13 protein-coding genes are annotated in these 17855 nt (G+C 43.4%); 6 read left to right on the forward strand and 7 right to left on the reverse strand.

Features of this window, described 5'->3' with window-relative positions; genetic code table 11:
• Positions 1–118: 118 nt before the first annotated feature.
• Complete coding sequence (locus AC1DUD_RS05905) at positions 119–706, forward strand: RNA polymerase sigma-70 factor (protein WP_477372557.1); 588 nt, start codon at positions 119–121, stop codon at positions 704–706.
• A 20-nt stretch (positions 707–726) separates the two neighbouring features.
• On the opposite strand, the gene AC1DUD_RS05910 is transcribed toward AC1DUD_RS05905, so the two are convergent.
• A complete protein-coding gene (locus tag AC1DUD_RS05910) occupies positions 727–1272 on the reverse strand; it encodes a dihydrofolate reductase family protein (RefSeq protein WP_477372559.1) in 546 nt (181 codons plus the stop codon).
• A 176-nt stretch (positions 1273–1448) separates the two neighbouring features.
• Between AC1DUD_RS05910 and AC1DUD_RS05915 the strand changes: the two genes are divergently transcribed.
• The 3 genes from AC1DUD_RS05915 to AC1DUD_RS05925 all read left to right on the forward strand — a co-directional run bounded on the left by AC1DUD_RS05915 (position 1449) and on the right by AC1DUD_RS05925 (position 5995).
• Positions 1449–2441: a FecR family protein gene (locus tag AC1DUD_RS05915; RefSeq protein WP_477372561.1), complete on the forward strand. Its 993-nt coding sequence runs from the start codon at positions 1449–1451 to the stop codon at positions 2439–2441.
• Between the two features lie 64 nt (positions 2442–2505).
• Positions 2506–5169 (forward strand): TonB-dependent receptor, encoded by a 2664-nt coding sequence (locus AC1DUD_RS05920; protein WP_477372563.1) that lies wholly within the window; start codon positions 2506–2508, stop codon positions 5167–5169.
• Between the two features lie 4 nt (positions 5170–5173).
• Positions 5174–5995, forward strand: a complete 822-nt coding sequence (locus tag AC1DUD_RS05925) for a DUF4249 domain-containing protein (RefSeq protein WP_477372565.1) — start codon at positions 5174–5176, stop codon at positions 5993–5995.
• A gap of 239 nt (positions 5996–6234) precedes the next feature.
• Here AC1DUD_RS05925 and AC1DUD_RS05930 read toward each other — a convergent pair whose 3' ends face one another.
• Positions 6235–6795, reverse strand: coding sequence for a hypothetical protein (locus AC1DUD_RS05930; RefSeq protein WP_477372567.1), 561 nt, complete (start codon positions 6793–6795; stop codon positions 6235–6237).
• A 152-nt stretch (positions 6796–6947) separates the two neighbouring features.
• Here AC1DUD_RS05930 and AC1DUD_RS05935 point away from each other — a divergent pair, with 152 nt between their 5' ends.
• Both AC1DUD_RS05935 and AC1DUD_RS05940 read left to right on the forward strand, forming a co-directional pair.
• Positions 6948–7652 (forward strand): 3'-5' exonuclease, encoded by a 705-nt coding sequence (locus AC1DUD_RS05935; RefSeq protein WP_477372569.1) that lies wholly within the window; start codon positions 6948–6950, stop codon positions 7650–7652.
• A complete protein-coding gene (locus tag AC1DUD_RS05940; RefSeq protein ID WP_477372571.1) occupies positions 7636–9543 on the forward strand; it encodes a DUF294 nucleotidyltransferase-like domain-containing protein in 1908 nt (635 codons plus the stop codon). Before AC1DUD_RS05935 ends, AC1DUD_RS05940 begins: the two co-directional genes overlap by 17 nt.
• A 240-nt stretch (positions 9544–9783) precedes the next feature.
• Here the strand turns inward: AC1DUD_RS05940 and AC1DUD_RS05945 are convergent, their stop codons facing one another.
• The 5 genes from AC1DUD_RS05945 to AC1DUD_RS05965 form a co-directional block, all read right to left on the reverse strand.
• Positions 9784–10083 (reverse strand): GIY-YIG nuclease family protein, encoded by a 300-nt coding sequence (locus tag AC1DUD_RS05945; RefSeq protein WP_477372573.1) that lies wholly within the window; start codon positions 10081–10083, stop codon positions 9784–9786.
• Between the two features lie 353 nt (positions 10084–10436).
• On the reverse strand, positions 10437–11594 hold the full coding sequence (locus AC1DUD_RS05950) for a glycoside hydrolase family 76 protein (RefSeq protein WP_477372576.1): 1158 nt from the start codon (positions 11592–11594) through the stop codon (positions 10437–10439).
• A gap of 65 nt (positions 11595–11659) precedes the next feature.
• Positions 11660–12796: a SusE domain-containing protein gene (locus AC1DUD_RS05955; RefSeq protein WP_477372578.1), complete on the reverse strand. Its 1137-nt coding sequence runs from the start codon at positions 12794–12796 to the stop codon at positions 11660–11662.
• Positions 12797–12840: 44 nt separating this feature from the next.
• Positions 12841–14469, reverse strand: coding sequence for a RagB/SusD family nutrient uptake outer membrane protein (locus AC1DUD_RS05960; RefSeq protein ID WP_477372580.1), 1629 nt, complete (start codon positions 14467–14469; stop codon positions 12841–12843).
• 11 nt (positions 14470–14480) lie between these two features.
• Positions 14481–17843, reverse strand: a complete 3363-nt coding sequence (locus tag AC1DUD_RS05965; RefSeq protein ID WP_477372582.1) for a TonB-dependent receptor — start codon at positions 17841–17843, stop codon at positions 14481–14483.
• Positions 17844–17855: the final 12 nt, after the last annotated feature.

The raw sequence follows: 17855 nt of genomic DNA on the forward strand, positions 1-17855 counted from the left end.
GATATCAATGTAACTTTATACCCCAATAAAACTCTAAACTTGCAAACTGTTAAAACATGTTAAACAAGTGCGAAAGTTATTTTTTGTACATTCTTTAACTTAGCATTGCAGATAAACAATGCCTGCACCAAATCCACATATAACCCATACCGACGAACAGCTTTTACAGCTCATGGCCTGCGATAACCGCGAGGCTTTTACCGAGTTGTATAACCGGTACTGGGATAAAACCTTTGCCGTAGCATATCATCGTTTAGATGATGAACACGAAGCCGAAGAAGTGGTTCAGGAAGTATTTTTAAGCATCTGGCAGCGCCGGGCGAGCCTTAAGTTAACCCATACCATGGCTACCTATCTTTCGGTAGCTGTTAAATACAGGGTGATCAATCATCTCGATCGTCAATACAGGAAGCAACAGCACCTGGATGAACTCACTATCACTTCGCCGGAAACAGAGGACAGCACCATGCAATGGCTGGAGGAAAAAGAACTGCGGGAGCGGCTTGATCATAGCATCAGCCAGCTGCCCGAAAAATGCCGCATTGTATTCCTGCTTAGTCGTGATGAAAATAAAACCTATGCCGAGATAGCAGCAGAACTGGGGATCTCGCAAAAAACGGTTGAGGCACACATGTCAAAAGCATTAGGTACGCTCAGGCAATCGCTTGGAGTTTCCTTACCGGTGCTATTTTTACTGCTCAGTTAACATTAGGGCTGGCTACAGTTTCACGTAATGAAGCGCAATACATCCAGATCAAGCACTTTTGATTCTATTAACTTTAAACCCAGCTTTTCCTTTAAACCGGTAGCTTCCAGCAACCCTCTCCCTTCGCCTACAATTACTGGATGGATCACAAAATGGAACTCATCAACAAGGCCAAGTTCTATAACTTGTAACGGCAGGTTTACTCCAGCGATTGAAATATTGCCTCCTTGCTGTTGTTTCAGTCTAACGATCTCATCTTCAAGATTGGCACGAACAATTCTTGTATTTTTTTCGTCAACACGGGTTAATGTTCGTGAGAAAACAATTTTATCAATGGCGTCAAATGTCTTTGCAAATTCACTGCCTGGTTTGCTTGCGTTTGGGTCTTTTGCAACATCGGGCCAGTAAGGAACCATTAATTTATAGGTTTTACGCCCGTATAAAATCAGGTCAACACCGTGCATAAGCTGCGTAAAATATTCCAGTATATCATTACCACCACCGAATTTGGTGTGATCGCAACAACCGTCTAAACTCAGGTTGATGCCGTAGATTACTTTTCTCATTTGATTGGTTTTAGTTTGGCTTAGTTAAAATTAACATTTTTTCGATCGGTATGGCTTCCTCCGGTTTCAATCTCAAAAAAGAAAACAACGTCAGTAAAAATATTTTTCATTTTTCACTAAGGGTATTTCCATCCGTCCCTGACTATATGTGTAAAAGGTTGAAAAATTAGTTTACGATGGAAAACAAAACCTACGATGTAAAAGAACTTGCCTATAAACTAAAGCAAGGCACCATTAGCCCGGAAGAGCAAGCCTGGCTTGATACCTGGTATACCGGCTTTAATGATGAGGAAGTACTGTTATCGGCATCAAAACACCACACTCCCGAACAGCTGCGGGAAAGTATTTTGAATAAGATAACCGCACAAATGGAAACACCGGGGCAACCCGCGCGTAAGGTTATTACCTTATGGCGAAACATAGCTGCTGCAGCGGCTGTGGTATTGCTGATTACATTTGCTGCGCTTTACAAAAATGAGGTTTTGGAGGCAATCGATCCTGCCAAACAGGTTGAGCTGGTTACGGCCCCAGGCAAACACCGGCAGATCAGTTTGCCGGATGGCACCAGGATCTGGCTTAGCCCCGGCAGCCATATCAGCTATCCCGACAAATTCAGGACTAAAGAACGCCTGGTAAAACTGGAGGGTGAAGCGTTTTTTGACGTTGTGCATGACGAGGACCATCCCTTCGTGATCCAATCGGGCCAGCTTAAAACTGTTGTACTGGGTACCAGCTTTAACATTAAAGCCTACCCCGATCAGATCATATCTGAGGTAACAGTAATCAGCGGGAAAGTGGCTGTACAGGAGCATAATCTGCCAAAAAGCAAACTAGCCATTATGGTACTTAACCAAAGGGCCGTATATAACAAAACCGACAGGTCATTAGTGAAACAGGAATATCCCAACGCTTCAAAATTCCTTTCACAACGTACCGGCTTGTTCAGTTATGATGGAGCATCGCTACAGGCTGTTACTGACGACCTTTCACTTCAGTACGGAGTTCGTATAGTCCTTACTCCTGACGTCAGCAAAAAAGGTTTTTACGGCCATATCAACACTAACGAACCCCTCAACAAAACATTCGATAAACTTTGCGCTGTGATGGACCTTCGCTGGGGCAAGCATGATAGTGGTTATTACCTGCAACTTTTACCACCCAACAATTAACCTTTTCATTTTTAAAACATCATCTCCTAAAGGGATAAACAAACACCAACAATTTAAAGCAACTATGAAAACCAACAGACCGGCATGGCCCTCCATGCTGATTTGCGAAATAACGCGAATACCCTTCCGAACGGCACTCTGCATGTTATTTTTCCTGATCCTGGCACAAAGTAATGCATACGCACAAAGCCCTCTTGATAAAACAGTTTCTATCAACCTGAACAATGAGCCCCTTAAGCAGGCTTTGGATAAAATAACAGCCGCAAGCGGTGTACGATTCACTTACAACGAAACCGTTGCCAAAAGCACAGTACAGATCAGCGTGAATGCCCAAAATCAGCGTTTAGGCGATGTATTACGCACGGCTCTTACTTCTCATCCTTTCAGCTTTACAGTGCTTGAACAGGACATATTAATTAAATATGATGCCTCAAAAATAAAAAAGCAGGTGACCGCCCCGGCAGACGGAAAATACACCGTAAGCGGCACCATTAAAGCCAAACAAACCGGCGAAACCATCATTGGCGCAAGCATCCGGGTAGCCAATGCAAATGCAGGTACATCAAGTAACGAATATGGCTTTTACTCGCTCACTTTGCCTGCCGGCAATTATGAGCTTTCGGTAAGCGCCATGGGTCAACAATCTGCTGTAGTGTCCGTATCATTAACCAGTAACCATCGTTTAAATATCGAACTGGATGACAACGCCCAGCAACTGCAGGAAGTAACCGTTAAAGCAGCTCCCGCCGGTGCCCGCGACCTGGCCAGCCCACAGATGGGTGTTGAACATCTCAGTATTCAGGAAACTAAAAATATTCCCGTATTGCTTGGCGAGCGTGATGTGATCAAAACCATCCAATTGCTGCCGGGCATCAAATCGGCCGGGGAAGGCAGCGGCGGCTTTTTTGTGCGCGGAGGAGCAACTGATCAAAATCTGATCCTGCTTGATGAAGCACCGGTATACAATGCATCGCATTTGCTTGGTTTCTTCTCTACCTTTAATTCGGATGCCATCAAAAACATCAATATTTACAAAGGCGACATGCCCGCGCAATATGGCGGAAGGCTGTCATCAGTATTGGATATTAAAATGAATGATGGCAACAACCAAAAGTTTGGTGTAAGCGGCGGCATTGGCCTCATAGCAGCAAGGATCAATGCCGAGGGGCCTATTCAAAAAGGTAAATCATCCTTCCTGATCTCGGCACGAAGAACTTATGCCGATGCGTTTTTAAAACTATCTAAAGATAGCGTAGCCAAAAACAGCCAGCTTTATTTTTATGATGTTAATGCCAAGGCCAATTATGTTTTGGGCGATAAAGACCGTTTATTTATTTCGGGATATTTTGGTAAAGATGTACTCAGCGCCGCCGATATAGCCGGTATCAACTGGGGAAATACCACGGCTACCCTGCGCTGGAACCACATTTTTAACAGTCAGCTATTTTCTAATACCTCGCTCATTTACAGCAATTACGATTACAAGCTCAACATCAAGCAGGATGTAAACGAGTTCAACATTTATTCGCAGATCCGCGATTTTAATTTTAAAGAGGACATGCAATGGTACGCCGGCCAAAAAAACACCATAAGCTTTGGCGTGAACAGCATTTACCATACCATTAAACCGGGCGAAATTTCGGCCACGGGCAACTCGGGCATTATATCGCAAAGCCTGCAAAACAGGTACGCCCTTGAAAACGCGGCCTATGTTACCAACACCTGGAAAGCAACAGATCGCTTTACCTTAACTTATGGTGTACGCCTGTCGGCCTTCACCATATTTGGATCGGGCGATTATTATGATATCGATGCCGATGGCAATATCATCGGCTCAAAACATTACACCTCCGGGCAGGAGGTTAAAACCTATGTTAACCTGGAGCCCCGTATTGCGGCAGCTTTCCAGTTAAATGATGTAAGCTCTATCAAAGCATCATATGCCCGGAACGCGCAAAACCTGCATTTGATCTCCAACTCAAATTCGGGTTCGCCAACGGATAAATGGGTAGCCAGTACAAACCTCATCAAGCCAGAAATTGCCGACCAATTCTCTGTTGGATACTACAAAGATTTCAACGAACACAACTATGAATTTACGGTTGAAAGCTATTACAAGAAGCTGCAAAACCAGATAGATTACCGCAACGGTGCCAACGTGTTTACTAACCAGCCTATAGAAACACAATTGCTTTACGGCAAGGGCCGCGCCTATGGTGCCGAGTTTTTGCTAAAAAAGAAAACTGGCAGGCTTACCGGCTGGATCAGCTATACGCTGTCAAAATCTGAAAGGATGATTGATGGCATCAACAATAACCAATGGTACAATGCCAGACAGGACCGCACGCATGACATAGCCATTGTGGCCATGTACAAAGCCAGTGAGAAATGGACATTCTCGGCCAACTTTGTTTACTATACCGGCGATGCCGTGACCTTCCCGAGCGGTAAATACCAGGTTGACGGCGTAAACTACTACTATTACACCAACAGAAATGCCGACAGGATGCCGGCTTACCACCGCCTTGACTTGGGTGCTACCCATCAGCTGAAAAAAACGGCGAAGTTTCAGTCTGATTTAACCTTCAGTTTGTATAATGCTTATGGCAACCCTAACGCTTACCGCATATTTTTCCGCGATAACAAGACCGATGCAAGCCGTACCGAAGCCGTGCGTACCACTTTATTCACCTTTGTACCTTCGGTTACCTATAACTTTAAATTTTAAGCCGATGAAAAACACTATAAAATATATAACCATCATGCTTTTTGCAGCAGCCCTAAGCTCCTGCGAAAAGGCCATCGACCTGAAACTAAAAGACACCACGCCGCAATATGTAGTTGAAGGTGTATTGACCAATGAAGCCGGCGGTTGTAAAGTATTGCTTAGCAAAACCAAAAACTTTACTGATAATAATGACTTTAACGGTATAAGCGGAGCAACTGTCACCATTGCCGATGATAATAACCATGTTTATCCGCTTACTGCTACAAGCACCGGCATTTACCAAAACAGCACTTTGACAGGTACTCCGGGTCATACTTATCAACTTAGTGTGAGCATCGATGGTAAATCATTTACATCAAGTTGTACCATGCTGCCTGCGGTTCCTTTAGATAGTATTTACTTGGTTAAAGACGAACTTATAAACAATAAAGACGGTACTCCGCGCAAATATGTTACCGTGCGATATCAAGACCCTATAGCTACCAAAAACTATTACCGCTTTGTACAGTACGTAAACGGCCGCAAAGAGGAAACAATTATGCTGGAAGATGACGAATTTACCAACGGGCAGGAAGTGAACAACAACCTTAGGTTCAGCAATGACAATGATAACCCAGCAAGGGACATCCGCCCGGGCAACCAGGTAACCATCGAAATGATGAGCATCGATCAGGCCGTTTACAAATACTTTTACAGTCTCAGCAACAGCGCCAATGGCGATGGCAACAATGCTGCCCCAGCCAATCCCTTAACCAATATTAAAGGTGGTGCGCTGGGATACTTTAGTGTGCATACGGTGGTTAAGAAAACATTGACAGCTCCATAATCTGGTTCAAGTTTAGCTACGGCGTAACTTGGACCCAAAACCGGGTAAGCATTCTGCTTCCCCGGTTTTGGTAAAACGCCCCCGTTATTTTATCTGCTATCCAAACAAGGATTGTTTAACTCAAGCTGAAAGCTTAAGCCATTTTAGGACGAAGTTACGCTATCGCTAAACTTCGACCTGTAACAGTGGCAACTTATACATTTCCGACTGCCGACGCAATATTTTCACGCCTGCTGCAGTTAACGCTCTGTATATAAAGACTTTTTTATTGTTTTACAACTAAAAAAAAGGAACACACTTATCATCAACATGATCAAATTTACCTGAAAAGACAATTGAGGATATTTAGTATTGTCATAGAAAAACAGTTTAATAACTACATTAAAAACATCATAATGGAAACCGTAATCAAGCCCTCCCCAATTCTTTTTAAAATAAACTGATATATCAGGGCCTAAATTATTGCTAATGATAACTCCTCTCCCACGAAACTCAAGGCCAGAAATTAAACTATATATTGCGTTCGCAAGTAAAATCAATTCATAGCCATTTTCGGATCCTTTCTTGAACAAAAAGAATAAGTTAATCAGTACGATAAATAGATTAATCAACAAAACAGTGATAAAGAAGATATTGAAATTTCCTATTATTTCGCTGATTTTTGTAATTAAACCGAAAAGGGTCACCAATCCAATAAAAGTTAAATATATTATCAAAGCCTTAATAAATTTGATCTTCTTATTCGTCATCATGTTTTCCTGTAATTGTATATTACGAATATGCGAATTTAAGCCAAGCATTGAATCTGCTTTTAGATCAGCGGCCGTTTTTTTTCCATGGGATTTTAAATTAATGATCTGATTTTAATTTCTTAATGACTTTCGACCAATCAATGATTTTAAAGGCAATTCACACTGTTACCATCATTCAAATAAATTCCTAAATTTAGCATGTGCAAGATTACCTTTTATTCATAGATACCGAAACCTCCGGCCTGCCCAAAAAGTGGGACCTTCCCTATTGCGATAACGACAACTGGCCTTATGCGCTGCAAGTGTCATGGATTGTTTATACCAGCGATATGCAGGAGCTGAAGCGTGAAGATCATTACATTAAGGATAATGACTTTACTATAAGTGAAAAAGCACGTGCAGTTCACGGCCTTACGCAAGAATACCTGGTTGAGCATGGCGAATGGCGTAAAGAGGTAATGACCATGCTTGCCAATGATCTGGTTGAATACCAACCGCTGGTAATAGGTCATTTTATTGAGCTCGACCTGAATGTTGCCGGTGTTGAGTTTTACCGCACAGGCATCGCCAACCCGCTTCAAAATTTAAAAACGTTTTGTACCATGCTGGCGACCACCAAATGGGTACAAAACCCACAGGTTAAATATTTAAGGTTAAACCAGTTGTACGAGGTACTGTTTAACAAAACATTAGACAGGCAGCACAACGCCCTTGAAGATGCCGAGGCTACCGCCGAATGTTTTTTTGAGATGCTGAAACGCGGCGACATTACCGACGATAGTGTACAGCACCAGGAAGTTTACCTGCAAAAGATCCGATCTGAAAAAAAATACCTTTTACCTGCAGCCATTGTTTTAATATTGATCATCATCATAGCTTTTTGGTTATATGGTTCAACGTCTTGAATTTTTAAGTAAAGTATCTCCCTTTAATTTATTGCCTGCGGAGGTACTGGAAGAGATTGCAGATCAGCTGCAGGAGATCCGCTATAGTAAGGATACGGTCATCTACCAGCAGGAAGTAACCAAAATGCGCGGTGTGGATATCGTTGCCGAGGGCGAATACGAATCTTTTTTTTACGATAGCCAGCAAAACAAGAGGCTATTGGAGCATCATCATTCGGGTTATTGTTATGGTGGCATTTCGGTATTGCTTAACCGCAAGCAATCCATCCGCACGGTGATCGCAAAAAAGGGTACTACCGTTTTCTTTCTGCACCGTAAAGATTTCCGTTCGCTTTGCAAAACCTACGAAGAGTTTTTTCAATACTTTACCTCCGATTTTGGCAAACGCATGCTCAATGATGAGTTTGCACATTTCTATAAGCGCCCGGCAACTTTTGAGGAAAGCTATATAGCGTCCGAGCAATTGTACTCGCGCAAAATTGAAACCATCGAATACCGCGAAATAGTATCCTGTCCGCAAAGCACCCCTGTTTATGAAACTGCCCGGTTAATGGCGAAACATAAGGTAAGCTGCATTTTTATCAGGGATGAACATGCCAAAATTGTAGGCTATGTAACCGACATTACGCTTCGCGACAACGTGGTTGCCAAACAAGCCGACACCGCTCAACCAGTTGGTAACGTAATGGGCAACCCCATCGTTTGCATCAGTACCAATGCCTATGTATATGAGGCTATTTTGATGATGTTCCGAACCAAAACACGGTACCTGCTCATTAAAAACGGTGATGAATTTGTAGGCAGCATCAGCAGGAACAAACTCCTGGCCGAGCAGGCGCAATCGCCGCTGGTATTTATCCAGTCGGTTAAGCAGGCAATTTCCGTACAGGAGCTTAAACGCAAATGGGAGTCGGTGCCTCAAATGGTTACGCAATTACTTGGTCGCGGTGTAAACGCCGAAATCGTGAACCAGGTGATCACCACTATTGCCGACACTATTGCCATAAAAGTAATTGAAAGCGTTATTGAAGTGATGGGGCAGCCGCCTGCCAAATTTGTTTTTATGGTACTTGGCAGCGAAGGCCGTAAAGAACAAACTTTTAAAACCGACCAGGATAACGCCATTATTTACGAAGACAAAGCTAACGAACACCGCGAACTGGTGCGCGAATATTTCCTGAGCTTTGCACAGCAGGTATCTGAAAAGCTGGACCACATTGGCTTTAGCTTTTGTACCGGCGGCTACATGGCTCAAAACCCCAAATGGACACACTCCCTTTCCCACTGGAAACGTAACTACGAAAGCTGGATGACGGAAGCTGTTCCCGAAACAGTGATCCAGTTCTCTACCTTTTTTGATTGCCGCTACCTTTATGGTGAAGCCGGCATTATGGACGAACTGCAAGAGTTTTTAGACGAAGAACTGCAGAAGCCATTGGGTAAGATCTTTTTCCACATGGCTAAAAACGCGCTGCAATACGAGCCACCGCTCACCTTTTTCAAAAACATCAAAACATTCACCAAAGGCAGCCAGGAGGTTTTCGATATCAAAAAATCAATGACCCCAATCGTAGATCTGGTGCGCATGTATGCACTGCGTCATCGTATTTTTGAGGTTAATACCGGCGAGCGATTGAAAGCATTAAAGGAAAAAGACGTTTTCAACGAAAAGGAAGTCCACGAACTGATCCAGTCGTACTATTTTTTAATGAGTCTGCGCCTCCGTAACCAGGCCTCCCAAATTATCCAGGACCGCACCGAACCCGATAACTATATCGACCCCGATAAACTCACCAAAATTGAAAAAGTGGCGTTGAAAGAGATCTTTAAAACGATAGATAATTTTCAAACAAGGATAAAGCTGGAGTTTACGAATAATTTGTTTGGGTAGAGGGTGAGATCCCCATCCACCCGTCATGCCGAATTTGTTTCGGCACCCCATATGCTAAGAAGTACGTGAGCTAAGCATATCTGCAACCTATCTCGTGGGATCCCGAACCAAATTCGGGATGACAATAGTTTCATCTTAATTTTGTTTGGGTAGGGTGGTATTCCCATCCCAATCGTCATGCAGAACTTGTTTCGGCACCCCACGTGATAAGAAACACGTGAGCCAAGCAACCGGATAATATCAACCCAATTCCAAATCGTCCTTTAAATCCTTAATCGTTGGATTAATAGATTTGATCAGATTGATCTTCCAATCCTTATGCCAATTCTTTAATTGCTTTTCTCTATCAATAGCATCGGTTATTCTATGAAAGTGTTCATAATAAACCAGATCATATAAGCGATACTTCTTTACAAATAATGAACCTTCTCCATTAATATGCTGCCAAACTCTTGCACGAAGATCGCTTGTGACACCTATATAAAATGTAGTACGATAGGCATTGGTCATAATGTAAACATGACCTTGTTTATCAGGCATTGTGATTGGGTTAGTTATGCCAAATTAAGACATTCCTTACTCAAAACAAAACTTCATTGCTTTACATGCTGCAGACTCAGCGAGTGGGGTGCCGAAACAAGTTCGGCATGACACAATTAATTTGCCGTCATGTTGGAACTTGTTTCAACATCTCACTTGCTAAGCCACATGCTAAGCAAATCGCCCACCTTTCTTGTGGGGTGCCAAAACAAGTTCGGCATGACACAATTAATTTATCGTCATGTTGAACTTGTTTCAACACCTCACTCGCTAAGCCACATGCTCAGCAAATCGTCTACCTTTCTCGTGGGGTGCCGAAACAAGTTCGGCATGACGATATAGTTTATTTCTCCTTACAACTTCCCTGCCTTCTTCAAGGTAGCGGCGGCTTCAACCATCATTACACCGCTTAGCTGCGTTGTAAGATCGGTAGTACCTGATGGTTGTTTTTTCCAATCCGGACTGATCATTAGTGACGGACGCTCGATGCCGGCGGTGTACAAGGTTTCTGAGTTAAACTTCAGGAAGCTGATAAATTTAGCTCTGTCTGTTTCTGATACATCGGGATCAAGGGCCAGTAGTGTAAGGTACCGGATCAGGATGCCCTTAAATAATCCACCATCACCTTGCCCTTCCGATTTCAGGATACCACCCGGCGAGATCTCTGTATCATTGATAGTTGCGTTGGCAGAGTTTACAGCATCGGTAAGATAGGCAGCATCTTTGGTAACATGATAAAGTTCCAGTGCTGCACCAATAAACACACCCTGGTTATAAGTAAACTTCCACTTGCTGATTTGCCCGTCGCCATTGGCATTTATACCATCCCAAATGATGCCAGAAGGATCAAGCAGGGTTTTCTTGAGCCAGGTGTACAAGCGTTTTGCTGTTGCAAGGTCGGCCTCATTTTTTTCCAGGGCATATAAGCGGGCGGCAAAAATAATAGCAGGTGCATTTGCAGGTGTATTTTTATAATCCAACTGATTCTTGCGCCAGGCTATACCGCCACCTTGGTTACTGTTTTCGCCGGTTTGGATATCTGTCCAAAGCGTATGGGCAGCTGTAAGATAAGTGGCATCTTTTGTGGCGCTATAAGCGCGCAGGCTTGCAAGGTCCAGCCATTCCATATCATCATAAAAATTATTTGAAAGACCGCCATTAGTGGTTTTTATCCCGGCTAAAAGCGAGCTCATTCTTTGCTTGTAGATATCGTTATTGGTGCGCAGGTAAGCATCGGTAAAAATATCCAGCGTATGAGCGTTAGGCCAGTAGTTAAACTGGGTGCTGCCGGCATTATTTTGTACAACATAATTGCCGTTTGCCGATATGAAGGTAGTATATGTTTTTTCCTGTAATGAATCTGCGGTTTCGGCATACTTAAATTCCACCTTTACTGAAGCTTTATTGCCATACAGCGGGAAAGGTTTGTCCTTTAGGCACGACGAAAAACTCATGGCCATACCACCCACAAGGGTGGCAAGGGTTATGTTATTGAATAGCTTATTTTTCATAAATATCTTTTATCATCAACCCGCCGCTATACTTTTAACAGCATAGCGGCAGGCTGCGGTTAGTATTATTTAACAGTAACTACATGGGTATATGCAGCTGCATCAGCACTAAAATCAACTACGATATCAGCGTTATGATTGTCGGCTGCTCCGGTAAACTTAAAGGAGAAATCATACTGCGAATCGTTCACAGGCACCATATACCAAAATGATTTGGCCGTATTGGCATCCGGGCGACTGTTATCTGAGTTTTTGCTGCCATAAAACTGAACGGAGGCATTACCGGCTGCATCTTTGAAGGCAAAGCGGAATTTATAACGCTCATCCCTGCCCCACGATTCCTGGTGAAACACGATAGAAGCATTATCAATTTCCCATTTACCACCAGCTTTGTAAGGGATTGGAAACCAAACTTTGTTATCAGCTGCAAACCACAACCCAACCTCGGTTACTTCGGTTATAGTAGCTGATGCCGAAGTAAAATCGACTACAATACGCTCAACCTTAGTAGCCCCGGTTACGGTGGTAGCCCCATCTTTCAGCAGTTTGATGCCATCTATTGAATAAGTGGCAGGTGTGCCTGCGTTACGTTCGGCAAAGTGATAGGTACCCGCTTTAATTGATGTCCAGGCTTCAAAAACACCTGTTGCTGTTTGTTTAAAATGTACCGCTTTACTTAAGTCTTCTCCACCTTCGGTAGCTGAGCCGGTTAGGTACAGATCGGCAGGAATATCGGTGAAGCCCGCAGCACGCTGAACCTCAATAATGCTTGAAGCAGTTGCCTTAACCACATTGATGCCTTTTGATGACATTACTGTCCATTTCAATTTACCGGTAGCCTGCGGCTGGATCCCGGCCAGATCGGCCACTTTATTCAGGTCTTTATAAGAGATGGTGAGTTTGTTGTAAAGTCCGTTAGCATCCGAAGGAATAGTGTAAACAGGTTTTGAGAAATCACCGCCCTCTTTATCAAAAGCTACTTCATACAATACCAGGCCATTGTCTTCGGCATGGGCTTCGGCCCATTCGAAAGTGGCCGAACCGGTTACCGGCTCCAGCTGGATAAATTTATTATTTGCAGGAGCAAACAGGTTGTTTACTGCCGATACCTGGGTATGCTGTAAGGTTTTATCCTTTTTACAGCCTGTTACCATTAAAATGGTTATGATGCCTGCCATAAGGCAGTATGTAATATTTTTCATGATCGTAATTGATTATAATGTCTTTTTTATAAATAATTATTGATTTACCAGCCCGGGTTTTGAGTTAGGTTAGGGTCAACGGCACGCTCATCGCGCGGAATTGGCCACAGGTAGTTTTTACCCTTATCAAAAGTGCGCAGGTTAGCCCTGATGTAACCATTATCAACAGATGCGGGGCCATATTTGGCACCATGTGCCCAACCACTAAGTACGGTTTCCGCAGTACGCCAGCGGCGGATATCAAAGATCCGAAGGCCTTCCATAGCAAATTCCACCCGGCGTTCGTTACGTACTATGTTACGCAGTTCGGCCTGACCAACAGCATTGAAATTTAAGGCAGGAGCATCGGTAAAACCGGCACGTGCACGCAATGCTTTAACGGTTTTATCCCAAACACCGGCATCAAGCTGATTAAGCTCATTTTTGGCCTCGGCATACATGAGCAGCACATCGGCATAACGAATTAATATTAGGTTTAACCCCGACTGAAAATTGGTGGCAGATGTAGGGTCGTAGTATTTACGCGTGTAATAAGCGGTCGGCGAACTTACCTTCCCCGGTGCATATTCATCGAGCTTAGTAGATGCAGGGTCATCGCCCGGTTTGGTATAAATAACTTGTGTGGTATTATCAGGCTTTTTCCATTGATAGCCGTTGTAAACAACAGTATTGGTAAGTCGCGGGTCGCGGTGTACGTAAGGGTTGCTTTCATCATAACCAGAACCCACATCAGATATTTTTTTGCCATTATCCATCAGGTAGCTGTCAACCAGTTCCTGCGTTGGCGCAAGCGCATTTAAACGTGCGCCCACTGCCAGCGGGGCCATATCAAAAAAGTTACTGTAGGTACGTACAATCGGCACATATTCCAGATCCAGTATTACCTCGCTGTTATATTCGTTTTGCGGCAAAAACAAGCCTTCATATGATGCGAACAAGCTGTATGTACCGTTGCTGTTATCGTTCATCAGCTTTTCGCATGTAGTGGCCACTTCCTGCCAGCGGCCTTCATACAATAACACTCTTGCTTTAAGGGCAATGGCAGCGCCTTTTGTAATGCGTCCCCTGTCGGCTTCTTTATAAGCGGTGTTCACCGGCAAATCAGCGGCAGCGGCATCAAGTTCTTTTAAAACAAAATCAACTACCTGCGCCTTTGGCGTACGTGCAATAGTTTTTGAGTCTTCAATGCTGATATCGTGATCAAATAAAGGCACATCGCCCCACCAGGTTTCGAGCGTAAAGTAATGATAGGCACGGATAAACCTTGCCTCGGCTTTCATGCGTGCTTTTAAAGTAGCATCCATAACAGTGACTTTGTCAACATTCTCTAAAAAGATATTACAGGTTTTTATGCCACTGTAGTGAAAGCCCCACTCCTGTTTTAAACGCCCAAGCGACGGATCATAGGTACCGGCAGCCAACGATGCAACTCCCTGGTTATCCCCCCTGCCGTTGTAAGCGTTGTCTGACATTCCTTCGTTGTAAAAGAAATAATCGTTGTTATACATTTGAGTATAGGCCGTATTAAGTACACTGCCGGCCTTTTCAGTTGTTGTCCAGAAATTGCTGTCGGTAAATTTGTTTACTGGAGCCAGGTCAAGTTTTTTACATGCCGATACCAAACCAGTAAGCAGTATGAAAAAAGCGATTTTATGTGTTGAGTATTTTTTCATGATGGATAGTATTATAGGGTTACATCTAAGCCAAAACCATAATAAATTGGTGTTGGATAAGCGCGAGCACTGTTTGCCCCACCAGCACTAAGGTTATTGTTGAACTCGGTCGATTCAGGATCGATAAACTTCATACCTGAAAAAGTGAGTACATTTTGACCCGATACATAAGCCCTCAGTTTTTGTAAACCCAATTTCTTCGACCATGTGGTGGGTAAAGTATAACCCAGCTGCACATTTTTCACCCGCAGGTATTTACCATCAAACAGGTACATGTCTGATCCCCGCCTAAAGTTATTTTCGTTTGACTGGCTACCGCTGGCAGCAAGTCTTGGGTAACGGGCATCGGGGTTTTCGGGTGTCCAGTAATCAAGCTGATGCTGGTAAATAACCTGTGAGTAGTTTACGTGAAAAGGCTCTACCTGCTCTCCCCTTACAAACATGGCACGTTTGCCTACACCTTGTAAAAACAGGTTAAAATCAAATCCCTTATAATTTACATTATAAGTAAAACCAAAAGTGAGGCGTGGGAACGGGTTACCCAAAACAAACTTATCGTTGTCATCAATAACACCATCGCCATTAACATCCACATAACGGTTATCACCCGGCGAAACGGTTAAACCGGCAGGTTTAGCCCCAGTTTTGATATCATTAAGGTTTTGGAAATAGCCATCGCGCTTTAGGCCAACATATGAGCCTATTGGTAAACCAACCCGGTTAATAACCTGCATTTCATCATAAGTTTTTAACTGGTCGCCACCTTCCAGGTACAAAACCTTGTTTTTACTATCGGCCACATTAAAGCTAAAGGAGTGCTTAAAGTTTTGAGTGGTTAAATAATAGTTAACAGTGAGCTCCCAACCATGATTTTGAACCTTACCCGCGTTATAACTCGGAAGCCCGGCGCCGAAAGTTCCGGGAACAACCGGCGGCAACAATATATCACGCGTTGTTTTGTTGAAATAATCAACAGACACACTTAAGCTGTTTTTAAAAAAATTGGCATCAACGCCGGCATTAAACGTTGCCGCGCGTTCCCAACGCAGGTTTGGGTTGGCAAAATCAATTGTTATGCCGCCAACGCCCGAGTTATTAAACCCGTAAGGATTGGGATTGATTGTTCCGTCGCCGTTTCTGTAAGGCCCATACGTGCGCAGGTATTGATAATCGCCTACGCTTTGGTTGCCCAAAATACCGTATGATGCCCTCAATTTGATATCACCAACTTTATCATGATAACTTTGCATAAACCTTTCTTCGGTTAGCCTGTAGCCGCCCGAAACAGAAGGAAAAAATGCGTTACGATTTTGCGTATTGAATTTGGATGAGGCATCAAGGCGAAAATCAACCTCGCCGTAAATCTTATTCAGATAAGAGTAATTGGCCCTGCCAAATAATGAATTAAGGCTTGTTTCAACAGTATTATTGTTAGTAGTTGATGATGCAGGGTCAATTACCGTACCGGTAACCGGGGTACCAAGTTCTGGGTCGGTATATTTTAAATAAAGCTTGTTGGCTTTATTGGTGGTCGACTCATTAGCCACACCGATCAGCACATCAACATTATGCGATTTATTAAAGGTTTTTGTGTATTGCGCCAGGAACTGGGCATTAGTAAAAAGGTTTTTATTGTTTTCATCGTTCGTATTTCTATCCGCACCATAGGTGCCTGATGGATAAAAATTAACCTGCATAACCCTGGCAAACATATGGTTTGATAGTAATGTACCACCAAATACACCTTTTAACTTCAGATCTTTAGTGATAGAAAGCTCGGCATTAAGGTTACCAAATACGTTGTCATTATCGCGTAAGCGGTAGCCGCCTTTTTCGAGTATGCCCAATGGGTTAAACTCGGTAAGCACATCATTAGTAAGATAGCGGCCCTGATCATCCTTGATCTTATAATAAGTTGGTGTACGGCCTGCGTCAACAATAAGGGTACCTGTGCTGTATGAATGTTCTTTGATCTCGGTACGTGAGTATGCAAGAATGCCTGTTAACTTAAGTTTACCATAATTACTTGTAAGGTTCATCCTGTAATTGTAACGCCTTAAACCATAATTGGGGCCAACAAGATTGCTCCGCTGATCAGTAACCCCGGCCGATACCAGGAATGTTGTATTGGCGTTTCCTCCGGTTAAAGCCAAATTATGATTTTGCTGCCATGCATCCTTTAAAATGGCATCCAAAAACCATTGCTGATCGCCTTGCTGTTGAAAATTACGAATATCCTGCGGACTATAAATAGGTTGCAAGCCAGCATTTACCACAGCCTCGTTGCGCAAAATGGCGTTTTCATAGCTATGCACAGGTTTGTATCCAACGTGTGGTGATTGAATACCAGCCTGCCCGTTATAGGTAAGCGTTGTACGCGAGTTATTTTTTCCTTTTTTGGTAGTAACCAATATTACGCCATTAGCCGAACGAGACCCATAGATTGCAGCCGAGCCGGCGTCCTTCAGCACCGAAACACTTTCGATATCCAAAGGGTTAAGTAAGTTGATATCGCCGCCTGTAATACCATCAATAACCACCAGTGGATTATTGTCATTAAGAGTGCTCATACCACGAATATTAATATTGGCGTAAGCTCCCGGCTCCGAACTGGTTTGCTGGATAATAAGGTTTGGCGATGTTCCCTGCAAAGCTTGGGTAAGGTTGACTGATGGCTTTGTTTCGATAGCCTTCGAGCTGATCTGGTCAACCGCACCGATAACGTTTGCACGCCTTTGAGTCCCATACCCAATAACTACTACCTCATTAAGAGATGTCCTTTCGGGAACCAATTGCACATCCAGCGTAGTTTGGTTACCTACAGGCAGCTCCTTTGCTGTATAACCAATAAAGTTAAACACCAGTACTGCGTCAGCATTGGGAGCATCAATAGTGTAATTTCCGTTAACATCGGTTACGGTACCTATAGTAGTGCCCTTAACCCGCACACTTGCTCCGGGTATAATTAAGTTGTTTTCGTCGGTAACTTTACCTTTAATTTTGATGGGTTGCCTGGGACCTTGCTGAATGCCTCCGGTGCTGCTCTCTATCTCGGGCTTTTCATCAATAACAATAACATCGTCAATGATCTTGTAGCTGAGGTTAAAGGGCGTTAAAACCTGGTCGAGTACTTCCCTGATACTTTTGTCTTTAACCCTAAGGCTAACAACATAAGTTGGTTTAAGTACATTGTCGGCGTAGGCAAATTTGATATGCTTTTCGTTCGAGATCTTATCCAGCGCATCGGTTAGCTTGGCATTTTTTAATTTGAGCGTAACCGATACCTCCAGAAATTTTTGGCCAAACGAGTTGTTTGCCACGGCCGTAAAGCACATCAGGCAAACCACAAAGCAGGCAAGCGAGGTAATTTTCATTAATATTAATAC

Source organism: Mucilaginibacter sp. P4_A11 (assembly GCF_056402535.1).